A 20,208-nucleotide genomic window follows, 5' to 3' on the forward strand; every position below is an offset into this window, starting at 1 on the left:
CGGCCCGACCTCAGTAGCTCGACAGGGACGAGGTGTGGCCGCCCTGCGTCGACGGCCCTGTCGTGCCGCTCGCGCCGTCGGCGGGAACACTGTCCATGCGCGTCTTCACCAGGCCTTCGGCACCGCTGTAGGACTTCTTGGCCAGCTGCACCTTGCCACCGAGCTCGTGCAGCGCCGACGCCAGGTTCTTGGACTCCGCCTCCCACGCCTTGGCGAACGCGTTGAGCGCCGACGCCGCGTCGCTGCCGCCCGCATCGTCGTACGCGTACGTCGTGCGGGCCTTGACGGCCGAGCTGACGCCGTCCATGTCCGTGCCGGCTTCGTCGAGTTGCTGAGCCTGACCGGTCATCCCCGCTTTGACCTGGTAGCCGTCGAACCCCACCGCGTCTCCCCCGTACGTGTTCGATTATGACCGCAGGCAGGCTAGCACTCGCCGTGCGGGGGAAGGCCGCTTCCATCCCCCGCACACAGCTCCTCGACATCACCCGCTCCGCGGCCTGCGTGAGGTCGAAGCCGCTGTCGTTGCTGTACGCCTCGACGAGGTCCGGTTCGACCGCGTCGAACCCCTTGGCGCGGCACATGTCGAACCGCTTGGCCATGATCGGCCGCAGCACCGCGATCTGCCGGACGTCCAGCCGGCGTTCGCCGTCCCAGTCGTCGCCGGAGCCCAGCACCGACGCGGGGAAGGCGGCCTTGTCCGGCCGGAAGTCCTCCCAGGCACCGACGTTGATGTAGCAGATCACCTTGCGGCCGGCCCGGTGCAGGCGGTCCACGTCGGCGGCGGAGTTCTCGAAGCCGTCGATGTCGTGGACGGCCACGTCCACCGACTGGTCCGCCCGGCCGTCGAGCTGCCACTGCCAGTCAAGCCCCGGCCTCTGACGCCACCGGCCGGTGGGCCGGGCCGGGCCGGTGGAGCCGCCCTTGGCGGACGCCGAAGGGCTGGGCCGGCCCGGCTTCGGCGAGGCCGTGAACACGGCCGTGCGTATGGTCCGCTTCGTGCGGTGGTGTTTCCCCTCCCCGGGCAGGGGTTGGTACGGCTCCGGGCACAGCTGTGGAGCGGACGCACCCCCTGTCGCGACGCCGGCGTCCCCCTCAGAAGCCGGTCGTCACGCATCCGTCGCACTCATAGTGAGGGATCTGTGTGGCTTTCGTGCTCATGCAGGGGCACTTGGCGGAAAAATGCCGATACCCGCCCGCCCCCGATCTCCCGCTTCAGCCTCTTCGACGGCCACCCGAGAGGCCCCACCTGCCGCCCCCGAAAGCGCTGTCAGCCGTGCACCGCAAGGACCAGCCACCATGCGGACGACACCGGTCCGTCCACGTCGCCGCCAGTGGTCCAGACCTGCACGCGACGACGCACCGGCGGCTTTCAGAGATCAGCAAATCCGCTGCCAGGAACGGAAGTTGTCATTCCACCCCTGGTGGGTGTTCTCCCGGAGTACGACATCGCACGCCCGAGGGGCGCACCTCCCGCGCGGAGGAAGCCGCCGGGACGACCGCAACCTTTCGGCCACCCGCGCGATGACGCGCCCCACCCCTCTTCGATGCCGCCTCGGGGCGTGACCCGTATGCACCGGAAACCCACCCCGGAACCACCATGCCGGGCGAAACGATCAGAGGCGCCGCGGGACCTTGACACCCGAGTGCGGCAGGAGGAGCATCCTCCCGTCGTTGACAACGTTGTCGGGACAGGACGGCCCGTGCAGGCAACGGAGCCTCCGATCCCGCCCGTTGACCGTCCGTCACACACGAAGGGCAGGATCGGTGTCAGACACGCACAACCGTCGGACCCACCCCGGGCTCAGAGCCGTCAGCTGCGTCGCGGTGACCGCCATGGCCGCTCTGGGGCTGGCCGCCACAGCCGCCCCCGCCTCGGCGGCCTCCTCGTACGACACCGTCAGGAACCCGGTGTCGTACGTCCACCCGCTGATCGGCACCGCGAACGCGGGCAACACCTACCCGGGCGCCGTGCAGCCGTTCGGCATGCTGGCCTGGAGCCCGCAGAACTCGCGCGGCAAACAGGTCTCGACCCCCGCTCCGGGCGGCTACCAGTACGACGCGACGAAGATCCGCGGCTTCAGCCTGACCCACCTGAACGGCGTCGGGTGCTCCGGGGCGAACGGCGACATCCCGATCATGCCGTACGTGGGTGACGTCGACACCTCACCCACCTCGGACGCCACCGACGCGAAGTACGCGAGCGACTTCTCGCACGCGGACGAGTCGTCCGCCCCCGGCTACTACAAGGTGGGCCTGGCCAGTGGCGCTTCGGCGGCGCTCACCACGACCGCCCGCACCGGCACGGGGCAGTTCGGCTTCCCGGCGGACAAGCCCGCCACCATGCTCTTCCGCACCTCGAACTCGGAGAGCGGCAGCACCGCCGCCACGGTGAAGATCGACAAGGCCGGGCGGACGGTGACGGGCTCCGTCACCGCGGGCAACTTCTGCGGCCCGCAGAGCGCGAACAACCGCAAGGCGCTCTACACGCTCTACTTCACCGCCCACTTCGACAAGGACTTCGCGAAGGTCGGCACCTGGACGGACGACGCCGTCCAGCCGGGCTCCACCTCGGCGTCCGGCGGTACGGGGTACAGCTCCTCCGGCAACCCGGTGGCGGGCAAGGGATCCGGTGGGTACGTCACCTTCGCCGACGGGACCACATCGGCGCAGGCCAAGGTCGCCGTCTCCTACGTCAGTCCGCAGAACGCGGAGGACAACCTCCGTACGGAGAACGGGCGTCACGAGACGTTCGACTCCGTCAGGAAGCAGGCCGCCAAGACCTGGAACAAGGCACTGAAGGCGATCGAGGTGGGCGGCGGCACCGACGCCCAGCGGTCCACCTTCTACACCGCGCTCTACCACTCGATGCTGGAACCCACCCTGACCAGCGACGTGGACGGCCGCTACCTCGGCGCCGACCTCAAGCCGCACAGGCTCGCCAAGGGGCAGAAGGCGCAGTACGGCACCTTCTCGGGCTGGGACCAGTACCGCGCGCAGGTCCAGCTGATGACGCTGATCAACCCGCGGGCGGGCAGCGACTACGCCCAGTCCCTCTACAACTACGCGAGCCAGCGCGGGGGCGAGTGGGACCGCTGGCTGCTGGAGAACGGCAAGACCAGCGTGATGTCGGGTGACCCCTCCGCCGCGGCGGTCGCCGGGATCCACGCCTTCGGCGGCCACGACTTCGATGTCGCGGGAGCGCTGAAGTCGCTGGTGACGGCGGCCACCGTGCCGACGGCGAACGACTCCGACAGCTCGGGCTGCAATGTCGAGTGCGTCGGCCAGCGGCCCGCGCTCGACAAGTACCTCGACCTCGGCTACGTACCGGCGGACGGCTGCCACTGCTGGGGCGGCGCCGCCGAAACGCTGGAGGACGCGGCGGCCGACTACGGTCTGTCCGAGCTGTCCCGGCAGACCGGGAAGACCGCCGACGCGAAGAAGTTCCTGACACGCTCGGGCAGCTGGTCGTACGTCTTCGACGCCAACGCCACCCCCGAGGGCGGCTACATCCGCGACCGCAAGGCCGACGGCACCTGGGCCGGAACCTTCACCCCGGGCACCGGCACCGGCTTCGTCGAGGGTTCCAGCGCGCGGTACACCTGGATGGTCTACTCGGACATCGCGGGGCTCTCCGCCGCGATGGGCGGCGACGACACGACGGTGAAGCGGCTGGACGCCTTCTTCCGTACGCCGGACGGGAAGTTCGACTTCACGGCGAAGGACGCCACCCGGTACGACCCGACCAACGAGCCCGACATCAACGCCCCGTACCTGTACAACTACCTCGGCGCTCCGTACAAGACGCAGGAGACGGTCCGCGCCGAGGTGGACCAGCTGTGGACCGACACCCCGGGCGGCATACCCGGCAACGACGACGCCGGCACCATGTCGTCCTGGTACGTGTTCTCGGCGCTGGGCATGTACCCGCAGAATCCCAGCCGCGCCGACCTGGTCCTCACCGCTCCGCTGTTCCCGCACGCGGTGGTGCACACCGGCCACGGGAAGACCATCACGATCGAGGCACCGGCCGCCTCGTCGGCCAACACCTACATCCACGGCCTGAAGGTCGATGGAAAGAAGACCGGGAAGACCTGGGTCCCCGCCTCCTTCGTCACCCGCGGCGGCACGCTGGACTACACGCTCGGCGCCACGGCGGACACCTCCTGGGGCAGTGCGACGGCCGACGCCCCGCCGTCCTTCCCGGGCGGCGGCGTGAAGTACTTCACCGGCGCGACTCCGGAGCAGGTGAAGACGGAGCCCGGCTCGGGCAGCGCGGAGACCACCGTCAAGGTGCGGACCCTGCAGACCGAGGCCACCTCGGTCCACTGGACGGCGACGGCTCCGGCCGGTGTCACCGTCACACCGGCGGAAGGGGACTTCACCGTCCCGGCGGGCGGTTCGGCGAGCGCGAAGCTCTCCGTGTCGGCCGCGGCGGGTACGACCGAGGGTCACTACACGATCCCGGTGACGCTGGAGTCGTCCGACGGCACCGCACTCCCGAAGACGTCGGTCGCGGTGACCGTCGCCGAGAAGAACGGCATGCTGTGGAACCGCAACAGCACCGGCATCTCCACCGACGACACGAACCCGCAGGCCGACTTCGACGGTGAGGGCTGGAGTTACTCGGCCGTCGCGCTCGCCGCGGCGGGCGCGACGCCGGGCGGCACGGTCTCGTCCAACGGCTTCGACTTCACCTGGCCCGAGGCGGGTGTCGGCGACCCCGACAACATCGAGGTGACCGGCACCACCCCGCAGGTGCTGAACGTCCCTGCCGCCGCCGGTGACACGAGGCTGAGCCTGCTGGGCAGCGCGGCCGAGGGCGCGGCCGGCGGCAGGCTGACGCTGACCTACACCGACGGCAGCACGCAGCAGGCCGACATCGGCTTCAGCGACTGGACGCTGGGCGGCGGCTCCCAGCAGCCGTCGTACGGCAACACGGTCGCGGTCCACACCGCGTACCGCGACGTGCAGGGTGGCGGCAAGGACCCGGTGGGCACGGAGATCTTCTCCTCCGCGCCGATCGCGCTCCAGGCGGGCAAGCAGCTGGCGAGCGTGACGCTGCCCTCCACCACGAACGGCGGCATCATCCACGTCTTCGCGGTGGCCACCGCCTGACCCGTCCGTCCCGAAGGACCGATCACGCCCCCGGGGCCGGTCCCGTCGCCCGTGCGGCGGGACCGGCCCCGGTGTGCGTCGACGGGCGGGCGGACCGGATCGACCGGCCCGGGCCGTGGACGGCGTCGCGGGGCCTCCGAGAGGCGGGGGCTCAGCAGAACACTTCCCAGGCGTTGTTCGCGTCCGTCCCCGTGAAAGCGAGCGGTTGTCCCGCGGCGTCGCGGACGACGGCCATCGCCGTGATGCAGGTGGCTCCCGGAGCAAAGACCTGCATGCCGAACGAGCTTCCGGCGGCCGGGTCGTACGCGTAGTTCTCGTAGAACCCGAGCCAGCCGCCCTGTCCGTCCGGCTGGCTGGAGAAGCGCCGGATCCCCTTGGTGACCGTGTTCGAGCTGGTCGCGGCAGTCATGACGGCCCGCACCCAGTTGGTCCGGCAACTCGGTGAGTAACGCACCTCCATCGTGCCGAACACGGCTGCGGAGCTGCGTATCTGGCGCGTACCGATGGTGATCGCGTCCGCCCCGCAGCCGGTGGTGTAGGGATTCGATCCCGTGTAGGGGTCGTACGGCGCCGCGGTGGCCTGCGTGGCCGTCAGCACGGCGGCGCTCATGACGAGCGCGGACACGAGTAGTGCGCGCTGTCCGGTTCTTCCCATGATCCCTCGGTTCGCTGGGCCCTGCCCGTTTCGGTCCGGGACAGACAACCGCGGACGCGGCATGGAGGTAAAGGGCTTTTCAGGCCGTATGCCGGAGCTGGGGCGTGTGCGGAAAGGCCCGCCTGTCCGGCGACGCCCGGCACGCACTTCCGCCGATTTGCCCGAATCCCCCCGATGCATACCGTATCGTCGCGGCCCTCCGCCGTGCGATCGCGCACACCGGGCACGACACACGCCCTCGGGCGGAACAGGCCTTCCGGGTCGAGGCACCGGATTCCGTGCGCTCGCCGCAGTCGCGTGCGGCCGGGCCCCGGTCCGCACGTGTGGGCGGCCCGGCAGGCCGTCGGCGTTTCGGCCAACTCCACTTCGTGCAGAGCCCCTTGTCGCACACGGATGGATGTAACCGGCATGCTGCACGGCCCCGGCGTCCCGGGCCCCGGGCCCGGCCGAAACACACGCGTTCGAAGCTCCGCCCCTGTCGTTAGGCCTCACGAACCCGGCCGGAACGACCACCAAAGGGGACTCCCATGACCACCGCACGGCATCGCCACCCACTGCCCCCGGATTTCGGGCACGTCCCGCCCTCCGCACCCACCCGCCGGTCCGCCGGCTCCGGAAGGCGTCCCGGCGCGGGCACGTACCGCACCTCCGGCTCCGTACGCCCGGTCACGAGGAGGGCCCCGTGAGAAGGTCCGCCGACGCGTCGAAGAACGGCGTCCCGGGGCCGCGTACCGGCCCCGCGACGCCTTCCGAACCCCCAAAACCGCCGGCCGGCGGCCCCGGAACCGCCGAGGAGCCGCAGATGCGGTACGTCGACCTCACCGGCAGCCGGGAAGCGGCCGGGCGTTCCATCCGGATGCGCGACATGGCCCGGCGCCTGCCCCGGCTGGTGCGACGCTCACTGGCCCTCGCCTGGCGGGTCGACCGGCGGGCGACCACCGGCCTCCTGCTCTGCCAGGCCGCCGCCGGAGTGCTGCAGGCCCTGGGCCTGGTCGCCATCAGCGGCACCCTCACCGCACTGCTCACCGGCGGGGACGTCTACGACCGGCTCGTCGAGGCGTGGCCGTCCGTCGTTCTGCTGGCCGGTACCGCGGGGGCCCGCGCCCTCCTGGGGATCACCGTCGCCTGGCTCTCCTCCCGCCTCGGCCCGCTCATGTCGCGCGAGGCCGAGCAGATGCTGCTCACCGGCTGCGCCGAGGTGGAGCTCCGCGCCTACGACGAACCCGACTTCAACCGCGACCGCGAGGCCGCCGACCGGGGAGCGCAGGTCACCGGCGACCTGATCGACGAGGGCCAGGACCTCATCGCCTCGGCCGCCAGCTTCCTCGCCGGGGCGATCGTCCTGGCCGGGGTGCACTGGGTCCTCCTGCCGCTCCTCGTCGCGGCGAGCCTTCCCCAGGCCCTGGCCCAGGTCAGCGCCGCCCGCGTGCGCTACCTCGCCAACCTCCGCAGCAACGGCGACCAGCGGATGCTGTCGGTGCTGCGGTGGCACATCTACACCAAGGACGCCGCCGACCAGATCCGGGCCGGCACCATGGGCGGCTTCCTGTCCGGCCGCTACCGGCACACGGTCGCCCGGATCAACCGCGAGGACCGGGCGGCGGCCGACCGGGGCGCCCGCATGTCCCTGGTCGGCGCGGTGTGCGGCGGGCTCGGATCGGCGGTCGTGTGGGCCGCGGTCGCCTGGCTGCTGACCACGGGCCACATCACCGTGGGGCACGCCGGGACGGCCGTCTTCGCCCTGCAGACCGTGGGCCAGTCGGTACGCGGCCTGGTGGCCGTCGGCGCGCGTGCCGTACGCACCGGCCTGTACATGGACGACTGGAGCGGCTTCCTGGACAAGGCCGGCGGCTACCGCATGCGGCGGGGCTCCCACCACCCCGAGCCGCCGAAGACGATCGAGATCACGTCGGTCACCCATCGCTACGCCGGGAAGGACCGCGACGCCCTGTCCGACGTCTCCCTCACTCTGCGGCGCGGCGAGGTCACAGCCCTGGTCGGGTTCAACGGATCGGGGAAGTCGACACTGTCGAAGCTGGTCAGCGGGTTGTACCTGCCGACCGGCGGACAGGTGCTGTGGGACGGTACCCCCACCGGCGACGCCGATCCCCAGGCGCTGTGGCAGCAGGTCGCCCTGGTGCCACAGGACTACGCGCACTGGCCGCTGACCGTGCGGGAGAACGTGAACCAGGGTCAGCCCACCGCGCGCGGCGACGCGGCGGTGCGCGAGGCGTGCGAGGCGGCCGGCGCCGACGAGGTCGTCGACAGACTGGGCGCGGGCCTGGACACCCTGCTCGCTCGGGAGTGGCTGAACGGGGAGGAACTGAGCGGCGGCCAGTGGCAGCGCATCGCCCTCGCCCGGGCGTTCTTCCGCGAGGCCGGGCTGCTGGTCCTCGACGAGCCGACCGCGAACCTCGATCCCCGTGCCGAGTACCGGATCTTCCAGCGGCTGCGGGACCTCGCCCGGGACCGGGTGGTACTGCTGGTCACCCACCGCATCACCAACGTGGCCGTGGCCGACCGGATCGTGGTGCTCGACGAGGGCCGGATCGTCCAGGAGGGCACCTACGCCGAACTCGCCGGACAGCCCGGCCTGTTCCAGCAGTTGCTCTCCTACCAGGTCACCTCGGAGGCGGAGGGCGAGAAGAACGGGACGTCCCGTTGAGGCCCGGGTCCGCTGCCGGAATCCCTCGCCGGTTCGGCTGAGCCCCTTGCCGTGAGACACGGCACCGGAGGGCGCCGACTCGACGCCGTCGAGGTCCGCCCGGTGGGCGGGCCGGTCCTCGCCCACCCCGGCCGCCGCTACGGCGGCCGGGGTGGCAGCCCGTCTGACGTGGCGTCAGGACGTAGCCGTGGCAGCCGTCTCCGCCGATCGGGGGCGGCTGCGCTCGGCCCAGCCGGCCACCGCCGGCGCCGCCAGACCGGCGGCCGCCAGCAGCGCGCCCATCACCAGCCACCCGATCCAGCCCTGCCGCACGATGAGCAGCGCGGTGACCGCGGGGGTGATGGCGGTGCCGAGCTGGGTGGTCAGGCCGAACAAGCCCTGGTACTGGCCCTGGGCGTGTTCCGGGGCCAGTTCGTACGAAAGGGCCCAGGAGCCCGCGCTGTAGAGCAGTTCACCCACCGTGTGGAGAACGACACCGGCGACGAGGAACGCCACGGCCACCCAGGGCGTACGGCCTGCGGCCAGGGCGATCACCGCACAGCAGGCGGCCAGCCAGATACCGGACCTGGCCAGCGCGCGGGCGCCACCGCGGACGTCCTCGGCCCCCCTGCTGACGGGCACTTGGAGGAACACCACCATGACGGTGTTGACCAGCAGCAGAGGCGCGAAGACGGAGATCGGGGCGTCGGTGTTCTCGGCGATCCAGAGGGGCAGGGCGACGTTGAGGATGCCGGCGTTCATCATCAGCACGGCGTTGATCGCGCCGACCGCGACGAACGGGCCGTCGCGCAGGACCTGCCAGGGGGAGGCACCCTCGGGCCGGGGCACCGGCGGCGTACGGTCCAGGGCGAGAAAGGCCAGGCCGGCGACGACGAAGAGGGCCCCGGAGGCGACCAGGGCGATGGTGTAGCCGCCGGCCGTGTCGCGGTTGAGCGCCAGGCCGCCGAGGAGGGCTCCGAGGGAGAAGCCCACGTTGGTGACCGAGCGCAGATAGGCCCGCGTGCGCACCCGGTCCCGCTGGGGCACGGCGAGCGCGACGAGCGCTCCCCGCGAGGCGTTCGACGCGGCTTCCGCGACGGCCACCAGCCCGGCAGCGACCAGCAGCCCCCCGAAGCCGCCGACGAGGACGTAGCCGCATATCGCCACGCCGTGCAGGATCACCGACCCGAGCGCGGCCGAGCGCGCTCCGACGACGTCGGCCGCATGACCGGCCGGGACGCTGACGAGCATCCCGACGACACCGGCGACGGTCAGCCCCAGACCCACGTGGGCCGCGTCGATCTCTACGGAGCGGGTGAAGTAGAGGACGACGATCGAGACGACGACACCGTTGCCGGTACTCCGCGCCAGTGTGCTCAGGGCCAGCACCCACACCGGCCTCGACTGCGGCAGCAAGGAGCGGAGGAAATGCCCCTTTTGATTCCGTTCCACTGTGCACCTCTTGCGTTTCCGGTCGACGGGAAATGATTTCACCAGAGCGGATTCGGGTGATCAACCGAACCCCCGACCGACTCCTGTGATCTTCCTCACGTAGATATTTTTCGGCGACGTGAATTAAATTGTCGGGCCTCGCCAATTAATGAGGGGTCGCATGCCGCAGGAAAATACCTCAGTACTGCACATCGGTTGGATGTCCCGTGCGGTCGCCGCTCTGACGCGGGCCGGGGCCGATGTCACCTGTGTGCTCGCCCCGGCCGATCTGAAGGACGCGCGTGCCGCTCATCCGCGACTGCGGACCGTCGTCGTGCCGGATCAGACGAACGTCGAGGGAATCCTCTCCGGGCTGGCACGCGCCTCCTTGGACATCGGCGGGTTCGACGCGGTGTGCAGCGGGCTGGAGTACTGTCTGGCGGCTGCGGCGGTCCTCTCGGATCTGGGCGGGCTCACCACCTCGGCCACCCGCCGAGCCATCGCCATGCGCGACAAGGCGGTGCAGAAGGCGCTGGTCCGCGCCGCGGGAGTGGCGACGGCGGAGTGTGTCACCGTCGACACCCTGAACGAGGTGTCCCGCCGGGCGGACAGGTTCCCCGCCGTCGTCAAGCCGCTGAACGGCAGCGGTGCGCAGAGCACCTACCGCCTCGAACGGCCCGAGAGCCTGGACGCGTACCTGGACGCCTGGACAGGAAAGGGGCCGTGGCTGGTCGAGGAATACATTTCCGGCGATGAATTCCAGGTGGACGGGATCGTCCGCGACGGAGAAATAACCCTGCTTTCCGTCTCCCGTTATCTCGAAAATCTCATAGACATACACGACGGCGGCCTGGTCGCACACATCGCGCTCCCGCCGGAATACGACCCGGATCTGTACGAGAAGATCCGGCTTCTCGCCCATTCCTCCCTGAAGGCCCTCCAGCATCACGACGGTGTTTTCCATCTGGAGGTGTTCCGGCGTGGCGACGAGATCGTGTTCGGTGAATGCGGCGGCCGGGTCGGCGGAGGGCGGACCGACGAAGTGGTCCGACGCTCCTTCGGATTCGATCTGCACGACGAGTGGGTGCGCGCCCTGCTCGGCCGGCCCTCCGCCGTGACCCTGGCCCCCGAGCACACCGCCGGTGTCGTCCACGGCGGGATGAACCTGCACGCCCCCCATGGGCGGGTGCTGCGGGCCCCCGCCCACGACGAGGTGCTCGCCCGCCCCGGAGTCGTGCACGCCGAGCTGCGTTGCGTGCCGGGCTGGACCATGCCCGACGTCACCGCCGCGTCCCATCTGCGCGCCGGCGTCGTCGTGCTCTCCGGCACCGACGACCGGGAGGTCGAGGCGCGCATGCGGGATCTGGCCGATTGGTACGCCGGCCAGGTCGTCGTCGCGCCCGCCGGGGAGTCCGGCGGGCGCTGAGGCACGGGGTTGATCCCGGGAGCACGCGGGCGGTGCGGTCAGGGGGAGTCCGCCGCCGTACGGCCGTGCTCCCGCAGCAGGCGCGCGGCGGTGTACGGCAGGACTCCGCCCGCCGCGAGGTAGGCCACCTCGCGGTCGGACTCCACCGCCGCCGCCGCCGCGAAGACCGAGTCAGAACCACCGGCCCGCCGGACGCGCACGGTGATCTCCCCGCCCGGGGAGAGTGCGGCGATCCCACCCAGATCGATCTCCTCCGTCCCGTCAAGCCGCAGGGAATCGCGGTCCGTGCCGGCAGGGAACAGCAGCGGCAGGACCCCCATGCCCACGAGGTTGCTGCGGTGGATGCGTTCGAAGCTCCCGGCGAGTACCGCTCTCACCCCCAGCAGGGCAGTGCCCTTGGCGGCCCAGTCGCGGGCGCTGCCACAGCCGTACTCGCGTCCGGCGACCACGATCAGCGGCACCCCGTCCGCGCGGTAGCGCTCGGCCGCGTCGTGGATCGACTCCAGCTCGCCCTCCGGCGACCTCCGGGTCCACGGCCCCTCGCGGCCGCCCGCCAGCGCGTTGCGCAGCCGCGGGCTCCCGAACGTGCCCCGGACCATCACATGGTGGTTGCCGCGCCGTGCCCCGAAACTGTTGAACTCCGCCGTGCTCAGGCCGAGTCCGGACAGATGGCGGCCCGGGTCGCTGTCGGGCTGGATCGGGCCGACGGGTGAGATGTGGTCCGTCGAGACGGCGTCTCCCAGCAGCGCGAGGATCCGGGCGCCCACCAGGTCCCCCTCCGCCCCGCCTGGCGCGGACACCACTGCGGGCCGGTTCACCGGCTCGATGTACGGCGGTTCCAGGATGTAGTCGGAGCCGTCCGGCCAGACGTACAGGTCCCCGTCCGCCGCGTCGAGACCGCGCCAGCGTTGGCCGCCGTCGTACAGATCCGCGTAGGCCGCCTCGTACAGTTCGGGTCCCACCGACGCCCGGACCGCCGCCTCGACCTCCTCGGGCGAGGGCCACAGGTCGGCGAGGTACACCTCCTGCCCCTCGGGCGTGACGCCGACCGGCTCCTTCGTCAGGTCCCGGGCGACGGTTCCGGCGAGGGCGTAGGCGACGACCAGCCCCGGCGATGCCAGGTACGCGGCCTTCACCTGGGGATGCACCCGTCCTTCGAAGTTCCGGTTGCCGCTGAGCACGGCGGTCCCCAGCACCCCGTCGGCCGCGACCGCACGGGCCGCCTCCGGCAGCAGCTCTCCGCTCATTCCGTGGCAGGTGGTGCAGCCGAAGGCGACCACGTGGAAGCCGAGCTGCTCCAGGGCGGGCAGCACGCCCGCCCGGTCCAGATAGGCGGGCACGGTACGGCTGCCGGGCGCCAGACTCGTCTTGACCCACGGCGGCACTTCGAGCCCGTACCGTACGGCTCGCTGCGCCACCAGGCCCGCCGTCAGCATCGCGCCGGGGTGCGAGGTGTTCGTGCAACTCGTCAGGGCCGCGATGAACACCGACCCGTCGCCCGGACGCAGGGTGCGCTGCTCGGCCGGCCCACTCGCGCGTACCGCCTCCAGGGTGGCCGCCACCGCGTGCAGCGGCAACCGTTGATCGGGTCTGCCCGGCCCCGCCACGCACGGCTCCACCTCACCGAGATCGAGCGTCACCTCCTCGGCGTAGCGCACCTTCGCGTCCGAGCCCTCCGCGCGGAACAGCCCTTGCGCCCTCAGAAAGCGCTCCACCAGCTCTACGTGTTCCGCGGTCCGGCCGGTGGCGCGCAGGTACCGCAGCGTCTCCTCGTCCACCGGGAAGAGCGCGGTGGTCGCCCCGTAGTCGGGCGCCATGTTGGCGACGGTCGCCCGGTCCGGCACCGTGAGCCGCGCGCAGCCGTCCCCGAAGAACTCCACGAAGGCGCCGACCACGCCGTGGCGGCGCAGCCGTTCGGTGAGCGTCAGCACCAGATCGGTCGCGGTGCTCCCGGCCGGCAGCCGGCCGGTCAGCCGGACGCCCACCACGCGCGGTGCGGTGAGCAGTACCGGTTCCCCGAGCAGTACCGTGGTCGCCTCGATGCCGCCGACGCCCCATCCGAGCACCCCGAGAGCGCCGACCATCGGTGTGTGCGAGTCCGTGCCGAGCACGGTGTCCGGGCGGGCAAGTCGGGGGCCCGGTCCCTCGGTCAGAGTCACCACCTTCGCCAGCCGCTCCAGGTTGACCTGGTGCACGATGCCGGCGCCCGGCGGGACCACGCGGAACCCGTCGAAGGCCTGCTCCGCCCAGCGCAGCAGTGCGTATCGCTCGTGGTTGCGAGCGAATTCGAGGTCCATGTTGATCCGCAGCGCGTCCGCTGTGCCCGACCGGTCGACCCGTACGGAGTGGTCTACGACAAGGTCGGCGGGGATCACGGGACCCACCGCGCGGGCGTCGAGGCCGCCGCGTACGGCAGAGGCCCGCAGTGCGGCGAGGTCGAGGACCACGGGAACGCCCGAGAAGTCCTGCAGCACCACCCGGGCGGGCTGGAAAGCCGCGCCGCCCGCCGGCACGGACCCGGGACGGGCGAGCGCGCGCAGTCCCTCGGGGCCCGCCTTCCCCGTCGCCACCAGGTGGGCGTGGTTCTCCAGGAGCAGCCGCACGGTGTACGGCAGGGTGTCCAGGTCGGCGCCCGCATCCGCCGCGACGGCGCGCAGCGGGTAGTGCAGTACGCCGGGTCCCAGTGCCTCCAGCGGCGCTGGCCCGGCGGCTGCCGGGTGAGCGGGGTTGTCTCGCTCGTTCACGAAGGAACCGTCTCCTCACGTTCTCGGTGTGTCGATGTCCTGCGTAGCCACTCCCGGGTGGTCACCGCCCGCCGCGCAGGGCCTCGGGGCCGGCCTGCTCCAGCCACGCACCCAGGCTCAGCAGGGGAAAGACGAGACCGGTGCCGGCGGCGTCCGTTTCCCGGAGCATCCGCCCGATGCCCTCGGGGCGCAGCCCCGCTGCGGCGAACAGGTCTCTTTTCAGGTCCAGTTCGTCCATCGCGGCCGTGCGCCGGGGTCCGGTGAGCCAGGTGTCGACCGGTGCGCGGAAGGGTTTCTTGACCTCCGCCTGCCACCGTGGCAGTTCACCGGCGTACGCCTGGCGCAGGGGCAGTTTCGTCTGGCCGTCGCGGACCAGTTCGGCCATGGGGTAGGCGCGCCCGAGCGTCGGGAGTCCGCCGTGCAGGAAGGGGGTGCGGCCCTCGACGCCCTGGGCCATCAGCAGATGGTCGGCGCGGCGCAGCAGGGGCTCCAGGCTGTGTTCGTACTCGAAGTCCCGCACCGCCTCGGCCGCCGGCCGCTCGCGCCCCGGGGGCAGTGCGGCCCGCAGTGCGGCGAGCGCCTCGGCGCAGGCTTCCGGCCCCAGCAGGGCCCGGGCCAGCTCGATGCGGCGCGGCGCGACGTAGAACTCCTCCGCGCTGCCCAGTCCTTCGAGGGCCAGGTAGCTCCGGTAGCCGCCGAAGACTTCGTCCGCGCCCTCGCCCAGCAGGAGGACGACGATGCCGGCCTCGCGGGCGAGCCGGGCGAGGGCCGCGTACATCGGAACGCTGGTCATGGCCGTCGGTTCGCCGAGGACGGCGGCCGCGTCGGCCACTCCCGCGAGCAGGTCCCCGGGGCCGAATCCGGTCCAGTGGTGCCGCCAGCCGTGCCACGCGGTGCCGGGCAGGGCCAGGTCCGCGACCTCGCGCACCCCGTCGCCGTTGCCCTGCGGTACGACGCTGACGGTGGCGAGGTCCTCGATGCCCCGGCGGGCCAGTTCCAGCGCCACCACCGTCGAGTCCAGGCCCCCGCTCAGGGCGAGCCCGAGCGGCCGGTCCGAAACGAGCACCCGGTCCACCGCGCGGGACACCGCCGCCCGGATGCCCTCGGAGGTGGTCGGCCACCCTCTCGGGGCGGAGCGGGCGGACGGGGCGGGGAGGACCGACGCGGTCTCGGCGCGTCCCTCCTTCAGCAGGAGCCGGGCGCACGGTGGTACCGGCTCGATGTCCTCGTAGCAGGTACCGCCGTCCACCACGCGGCCCAGCAGCAGGAACTGGGCGATCGCGGCCGGTCTGATCCGGGCCGGGCCGAACAGACCGAGCAGGGCGGGGATTTCGGAGGCCACCGCGACGCCCTGACGATGGCGCCGCAGATACAGGGGCTTGATGCCGAGCGGGTCGCGCGTGATCTCCACGGTGCCGTCGGCGGCCCGGCGTGCCAGCGCGTACATCCCGTCGAGGGCCTCCGTGCCGTGCTCCTCGACGGCCAGCGCCTCGTCGAGGCCCCCTCGGGGCACGGCCGCCGTGGCGACGCCGTACAGCGCCCCGGAACCGGCCGCGTAGACCTCACCGTTGTACGCGTGGTGGGTGCTGCCGGAGGCGGCCGGGAAGGGGACCCGGTCGGCCGGCAGGCTGCGTACCCGCAACCTGCACATGGCCACCGCCGACCGGGCGTCCCCCACCACCCCGAACCCGTCGGGCCCGCGGTGGGCGAGCCGGACGACGGCGCGCCGGGCCAGACCCGCCGCATCGGGCACCGGCCCGGCCCCGGCGCCTGCCGGGACCAGGCTCACCGCGACGACTCCGCACATGGGTCAGGCGTCCCGGCCGGAGCGGACGGCGGTCGCGGTGTACATCTTGGTCTTCGGTGCCTGGCCGAACTCGGTGGCCGTGGCCAGACGCAGGCCGCGCCCGTCGACGTCCGCACTGGTCAGCAGCGCCACGATATCCTCGTGGTCGAAGCGCTGCTCCCGGCCGCGCCCCTGGTACCACTGGAGCAGCAGCTCGGGGTCGATGCCGCCGTGGGGCAGCAGCGAGTCGCTGAGGACGTCGCCGGCCGCGGCGAAGTCGATGACCTTCGTCCCGGCGTCGTAGAAGCTCGACAGGGTGCCGCGCTCGGTGCCGTTGGCGATCATCCGCTCGTCCATCGGGTAGAGGCCGAGCTTGATGGAGGCCCGCACCTGCCCGCCGTCGGCGAGCAGATCGAGCATGCCCTCCAGGCCTCTGCGGGCCTCGACCTCGCTGAACCGGTTGACCAGACGGTCGTTGAGGACGAACTGCTCGGTGCCGCGCAGCTCTTCGGGCGCCCGCTGGGTGATGTCGTGGCGCAGGATGCGGCACGAACCGTCGGGCAGCGCCGCCCGCAGGTCCGCGCACATCCGCTCCGAGAAGTCGACGACCGTGACCTCGGCTCCGAGGGCAAGCAGGGCCTCGACGAGGTCCTTGGTGGAGGCGCCCACGACGGTACAGCGGTCGCCGGCGGCGATACCGCCGAGGAAGAGGCCGATCTCCTCGTCGCTGGGCTTGGCGGTGGTGCGCCCGGACTCCCAGAAGAGGGAGCCGATCAGGTCCCAGGCAGCGGCTTTGGCGTTCTCGGTCTGGATCGTCATCGATTGCTCCCGATCGGGTCGAGCAGGCTGGAGTTGTACTCGCCCGCCAGGACGTGGTTGAGGTAGGTACCGGCACCGTCGACGACCCGGTATCCGTGCGCGACGCCCGCGGGGATGAAGACGGAAGCGGGGCTCTGCACCGGGAACACCCGGTCTCCCAACGTCACTTCGACGGTCAGTCCGGCATAGCCGGCCTCCTCGCCGAGGAACATGAACAGGCTGTCGCAATGGTGCACGTGTGTATCGACGTGGCCCGCGCCGTAGTCCTCCATCCGCGGAACGCGCCGGGCGATGCAGTACTGGCCCGCCCCGGGGACGAACCGGTCGTCGACCAGCACGAAACGCTCGCCGGGACCGGCCCGGTGGTAGCGCAGTTCGGTCGCGGAGATGACCTGCGGGCTGACGATCCAGTCCGAGGGGTCGGCGGGGAGGGCGGGACGGGTCACGCTGCCGCTCTGGCCGACCGTGGCCGGGTCCAGCCACTCGTACGATCCCGGCTCGCGCTCGACCGCCTTCACATGGAGCTTGGCGACGTGGTGGAAGACGTCACGGCCGACCACGGGCCGGCGGTGGTCCGGCATGGAGCGGGAGTAGGCGCCCACGCGCAGGCTGAGTTCGCCGAGCAGCGCCCCGTCGGCCAGGGGACGGGTCCCCCGGTGGTGCAGGTTCACCAGCAGGGCCGCGTAGTCGGTGATGCCGGCGCGCTCGCCGAGGCCGTTGACCGAAGTGGAGATCCAGTCGGCGCCGGAGTCGATGGCGGCCAGGGCGTTGGCCAGGGCGAGACCGCGGTCGTCGTGGAAGTGCACTTCGATGTCGGTGCCGGGACATCGTTTGCGCAGCCTCCTGATCCGGGCGGCCGTCTCCTGGGGTTCGAGGATGCCGAGGGTGTCCGCGAAGCAGATCCGTTCGGCTCCCGCCTCGGTCGCGACGAGGTACGCCTCGACGAGTTCGTCGGGCTCGGTGCGGCTGCTGTCCTCCACCGTGAACCGGACCCGCAGACCCAGCTCCCGGGCATGCGTCACACACTCCGAGATGGTCTCGTACAGGTGCGCCAGCGTGCGTCCCGGCAGCCGGGAGCGCCGGGAGACGTCGTTGACGCCGAGGAAGATACCGACCCAGGACGCGCCGGTCTTGGCGACGGCCTCGATGTCCTCGAAGTGGGCGCGGGCGTGGGCGAGTACGGGAGTGCCGCGCACCGCCTCGACGACGGCCGCCACCCGCAGGAGTTCCTCCTCGTCGACGGCCGGGTGGCCGCACTCGATCATGTCCACCCCGGAGCGGACCAGCAAAGTGGCTATTTCCACGCTCTGTTCGCGGGTGAAGCGGCCGTGCGCCGACTGCATGCCCTCGCGGAGCGTCGAGTCGATGACGCGGGTCGTCCGTCCCCCGCCGGTCGAGGGACTCATGCGTGTTGTGGTCATGTCACTCCTTCCCGAGGGCGAGCAGATCGGCCAGGGGGAAGCTGTCCCTCGCGCGGAAGCCGGGTGCGGAGGAGTCCGCGAAGACGACGACCATGCCGCGCCGGTCCTGCGAGGAGGTGTTGGCGGCACTGCCGTGGGCGAAGTACCGGTCCCACACGACGCCGTCGCCGGGGGCGAGCTCGAACTGGACGGGCTCGCGCAGACCGTCCTCGGCGGCGTCCAGGCTGGCGTGCCAGCGGTAGGCGGGCCGGTCCCGGTGCGGGACGAGGCCACCGCTGTGTGAACCTGGGCTGCCGAAGAGGCCGCCGTTCACCGGCGACACCTTGGTCAGCGCGCACCAGACGCTGAACGCTTTCGGGTATTCGTAGGTCCACAACGCCTGGTCCTGGTGCAGAGCCACGTCGGTGCCCACCAGGGCGGGCTTGAGAAACGCCGCGTGGAAGACGACCGCGGCCCCGTCTCCGACGACCTCGCGGGCCAGCTCCGGGACACCCGCACGGTTCAGCATCGGCCCCCACACCCGCGGGTCGTTCCACAGCAGCCGGCGGAGCTTGCGCAGCCGACGGACGCCGTCGGCCTCGTCGTACTCGGGCTCGTAGGACGAGGCGACCTCCGCGGCCCCGTCGAGGTGGTCGAAGAAGCCCACGGCACGGCCGATGTCCTCCTCGGCGAGGAGGCCCGGCAGCAGTTGGTAGCCATCCCGCCGATAAATATCGAGATCCATTTCAGGCATGCGAAACCTGCTTTCTTTTCAAAAGTCGATACCTGTTTCTCGTCCGCGCGAGAACGGAATACGGACGGGCGCGACGGCCGACCGACAGGTCGTGGCCCCATCGAACCGCCAAAGGCTTTCGGATCTCGGGCAAAAAATGCGACGAAATCGAGGGGAACCACACACGATCAAGACCGAACGGTCGAGCAGGGCGAAAACGGGCAATTTCACGGCCCACGGGAGCGAACCCGACTTTCCACCGGGCTGCTGATCCGGATAATTCAGCCGAGTTCCGCGACGGGACGGCCGAATGTGCCGGGTGCCGCACCGACGGGCCACACGCCTCCTCGGTAGCTGCCCGCGGCCACCGCTCCGTACAGGGAGGAGAAGTGCCCGGGCAGCTCCGGGCTGCCCTCGAAGGCGAGCCACAGCCGCAGGAGCAGCCGGCCCCGGCCGCCGCCGTCCTCGAACGCGGACCGCGCGTGCAGGATGTGGAAATTGTTGATGAGCTGGAGGTCGCCCCGGCGCAGCTCCATGTCGAGCGAGATCCCCGGCCGTTCGAGAATTCCGTCGAGCGCGTCCATCGCGGCGGTCTGGCGTTCGGTCAGCCGCGGTGCGCGCTCGTGCCGCTGCGAACCGGCGATGAACCGCCGGACGTAGCGGGCCGCGAACGAGTCGCCGGTGCGGCTGAAGACCGGGATCCCCGACCAGGGGCTCTCCCCAGGCTGTTCCTCGCCCCGCCTGTCGTTCGGGTACGGCCGATACAGCTCGGCCAGCGCGTCCGGGGACTCCTCCAGCAGCAGGTCGTGCACGGTCTTGGAGGACACGATCCGGCTCAGCCCGCCGGACGCCGCCGGGCGGATGCACAACAGGCCGATGACGTCGGTGCGGTCCACGTGGAACGGGAGCGCGGCAGAGCTCTCGTAGCCCCGCTGGACGGGACTGGCGATGTCCGCGCCCCGGTCCTCGACGCGGCCGAGCAGATCACCCTTGCGGCTCTGCGAGACCGGACGCCCCACGAGCAGCCCGAAGAGCCAGTAGGCCATCTCGGTCTCCCTCGGATCGTCGGCGCCCACGGGAAACCGCGTGACGACCGCGAAGCCCGGTTCGCCGGCGAGGCGGCGCCGCAGTCCGGCGGCGAACTCCTCGGTGAGGGCGAGCCCCGCGGGTCTGTTCGAGGCGAGATCGGGCCGGTGGCCCGCCGCCACGGCGGCCCGTGCGGCGGCCGTCAGCTCGGCCGCGACGTCCGGTGCCATCGGGATGCGCCACTGCTTTTCCTCGTCGGCCAGCGATGCCCCCAGCCAACCCTTTCCCACGTGAGAAATCCGCGGTTCTTCCGGAGGGGCCTCTGCCCGGACAGGAGAAGGCATAATTTTCTCCCCACTCAATTGCCTGTTTCAGGCGGGCCGGTTAATCGGCACTCAATTGATGACAGCCGAAAAGCATGATCCAGAC

Annotated in this window: 12 protein-coding genes and 1 pseudogene; 3 read left to right on the forward strand and 10 right to left on the reverse strand. The window is 71.4% G+C overall.

The genetic code is table 11. The annotated features are described in order from the left end of the window. Positions 1 to 10: 10 nt before the first annotated feature. Both ACFZAX_RS13180 and ACFZAX_RS13185 read right to left on the reverse strand, forming a co-directional pair. On the reverse strand, positions 11 to 382 hold the full coding sequence (locus ACFZAX_RS13180) for a hypothetical protein (protein ID WP_390961314.1): 372 nt from the start codon (positions 380 to 382) through the stop codon (positions 11 to 13). 91 nt (positions 383 to 473) lie between these two features. Beyond that, positions 474 to 974: pseudogene (locus ACFZAX_RS13185) on the reverse strand (endo alpha-1,4 polygalactosaminidase); the annotation flags it as partial. Between the two features lie 859 nt (positions 975 to 1,833). Here ACFZAX_RS13185 and ACFZAX_RS13190 point away from each other — a divergent pair. After that, entirely contained in the window at positions 1,834 to 5,115 is a 3,282-nt protein-coding gene (locus ACFZAX_RS13190; RefSeq protein WP_390961534.1) for a GH92 family glycosyl hydrolase, read from the forward strand. 151 nt (positions 5,116 to 5,266) lie between these two features. Here ACFZAX_RS13190 and ACFZAX_RS13195 read toward each other — a convergent pair whose 3' ends face one another. Continuing rightward, positions 5,267 to 5,770, reverse strand: coding sequence for a DUF2690 domain-containing protein (locus ACFZAX_RS13195; RefSeq protein WP_390961315.1), 504 nt, complete (start codon positions 5,768 to 5,770; stop codon positions 5,267 to 5,269). A gap of 802 nt (positions 5,771 to 6,572) precedes the next feature. Here ACFZAX_RS13195 and ACFZAX_RS13200 point away from each other — a divergent pair. Next, positions 6,573 to 8,435 carry an ATP-binding cassette domain-containing protein gene (locus ACFZAX_RS13200; RefSeq protein WP_390961316.1) on the forward strand — a complete coding sequence of 621 codons (1,863 nt, stop codon included), beginning with the start codon at positions 6,573 to 6,575 and terminating at the stop codon, positions 8,433 to 8,435. 174 nt (positions 8,436 to 8,609) lie between these two features. Here the strand turns inward: ACFZAX_RS13200 and ACFZAX_RS13205 are convergent, their stop codons facing one another. After that, positions 8,610 to 9,830, reverse strand: a complete 1,221-nt coding sequence (locus ACFZAX_RS13205; RefSeq protein WP_390961317.1) for an MFS transporter — start codon at positions 9,828 to 9,830, stop codon at positions 8,610 to 8,612. 196 nt (positions 9,831 to 10,026) lie between these two features. On the opposite strand from ACFZAX_RS13205, the gene ACFZAX_RS13210 reads away from it, so the two are divergent. Next, positions 10,027 to 11,271 (forward strand): ATP-grasp domain-containing protein, encoded by a 1,245-nt coding sequence (locus ACFZAX_RS13210; protein WP_390961318.1) that lies wholly within the window; start codon positions 10,027 to 10,029, stop codon positions 11,269 to 11,271. A 38-nt stretch (positions 11,272 to 11,309) separates the two neighbouring features. Here the strand turns inward: ACFZAX_RS13210 and acnA are convergent, their stop codons facing one another. From acnA to ACFZAX_RS13240, 6 genes are all read right to left on the reverse strand, one after another. Then, positions 11,310 to 14,015: an aconitate hydratase AcnA gene (gene acnA / locus ACFZAX_RS13215; RefSeq protein ID WP_390961319.1), complete on the reverse strand. Its 2,706-nt coding sequence runs from the start codon at positions 14,013 to 14,015 to the stop codon at positions 11,310 to 11,312. A gap of 61 nt (positions 14,016 to 14,076) precedes the next feature. Further along, positions 14,077 to 15,804, reverse strand: a complete 1,728-nt coding sequence (locus tag ACFZAX_RS13220) for an asparagine synthase-related protein (RefSeq protein WP_390961321.1) — start codon at positions 15,802 to 15,804, stop codon at positions 14,077 to 14,079. Positions 15,805 to 15,825: 21 nt separating this feature from the next. After that, positions 15,826 to 16,620 carry a hypothetical protein gene (locus ACFZAX_RS13225; RefSeq protein WP_390961322.1) on the reverse strand — a complete coding sequence of 265 codons (795 nt, stop codon included), beginning with the start codon at positions 16,618 to 16,620 and terminating at the stop codon, positions 15,826 to 15,828. Continuing rightward, the gene (locus ACFZAX_RS13230) at positions 16,617 to 18,041 is read right to left on the reverse strand and encodes a hypothetical protein (RefSeq protein WP_390961324.1); all 1,425 of its coding nucleotides are present in this window, start codon (positions 18,039 to 18,041) and stop codon (positions 16,617 to 16,619) included. The genes ACFZAX_RS13225 and ACFZAX_RS13230 overlap by 4 nt, the downstream gene beginning before the upstream one ends. A 1-nt stretch (position 18,042) precedes the next feature. Further along, positions 18,043 to 18,774 (reverse strand): phytanoyl-CoA dioxygenase family protein, encoded by a 732-nt coding sequence (locus ACFZAX_RS13235; RefSeq protein WP_390961325.1) that lies wholly within the window; start codon positions 18,772 to 18,774, stop codon positions 18,043 to 18,045. Between the two features lie 260 nt (positions 18,775 to 19,034). Continuing rightward, positions 19,035 to 20,069: a TauD/TfdA family dioxygenase gene (locus ACFZAX_RS13240; RefSeq protein ID WP_390961327.1), complete on the reverse strand. Its 1,035-nt coding sequence runs from the start codon at positions 20,067 to 20,069 to the stop codon at positions 19,035 to 19,037. Between the last annotated feature and the right edge of the window lie 139 nt (positions 20,070 to 20,208).

Origin of the sequence: Streptomyces sp. NPDC008125, assembly GCF_042957125.1 — a bacterium.
Classification (GTDB): domain Bacteria; phylum Actinomycetota; class Actinomycetes; order Streptomycetales; family Streptomycetaceae; genus Streptomyces.

Excerpts from the sequence above, each read along its gene's own strand:
- ACFZAX_RS13225 (WP_390961322.1), bottom strand. The coding sequence starts at position 16,620 with ATGACGATCCAGACCGAGAACGCCAAAGCCGCTGCCTGGGACCTGATC.
- ACFZAX_RS13195 (WP_390961315.1), bottom strand. The coding sequence starts at position 5,770 with ATGGGAAGAACCGGACAGCGCGCACTACTCGTGTCCGCGCTCGTCATG.
- ACFZAX_RS13210 (WP_390961318.1), top strand. The coding sequence starts at position 10,027 with ATGCCGCAGGAAAATACCTCAGTACTGCACATCGGTTGGATGTCCCGT.
- ACFZAX_RS13230 (WP_390961324.1), bottom strand. The coding sequence starts at position 18,041 with ATGACCACAACACGCATGAGTCCCTCGACCGGCGGGGGACGGACGACC.
- ACFZAX_RS13190 (WP_390961534.1), top strand. The coding sequence starts at position 1,834 with ATGGCCGCTCTGGGGCTGGCCGCCACAGCCGCCCCCGCCTCGGCGGCC.
- ACFZAX_RS13200 (WP_390961316.1), top strand. The coding sequence starts at position 6,573 with ATGCGGTACGTCGACCTCACCGGCAGCCGGGAAGCGGCCGGGCGTTCC.
- ACFZAX_RS13235 (WP_390961325.1), bottom strand. The coding sequence starts at position 18,774 with ATGCCTGAAATGGATCTCGATATTTATCGGCGGGATGGCTACCAACTG.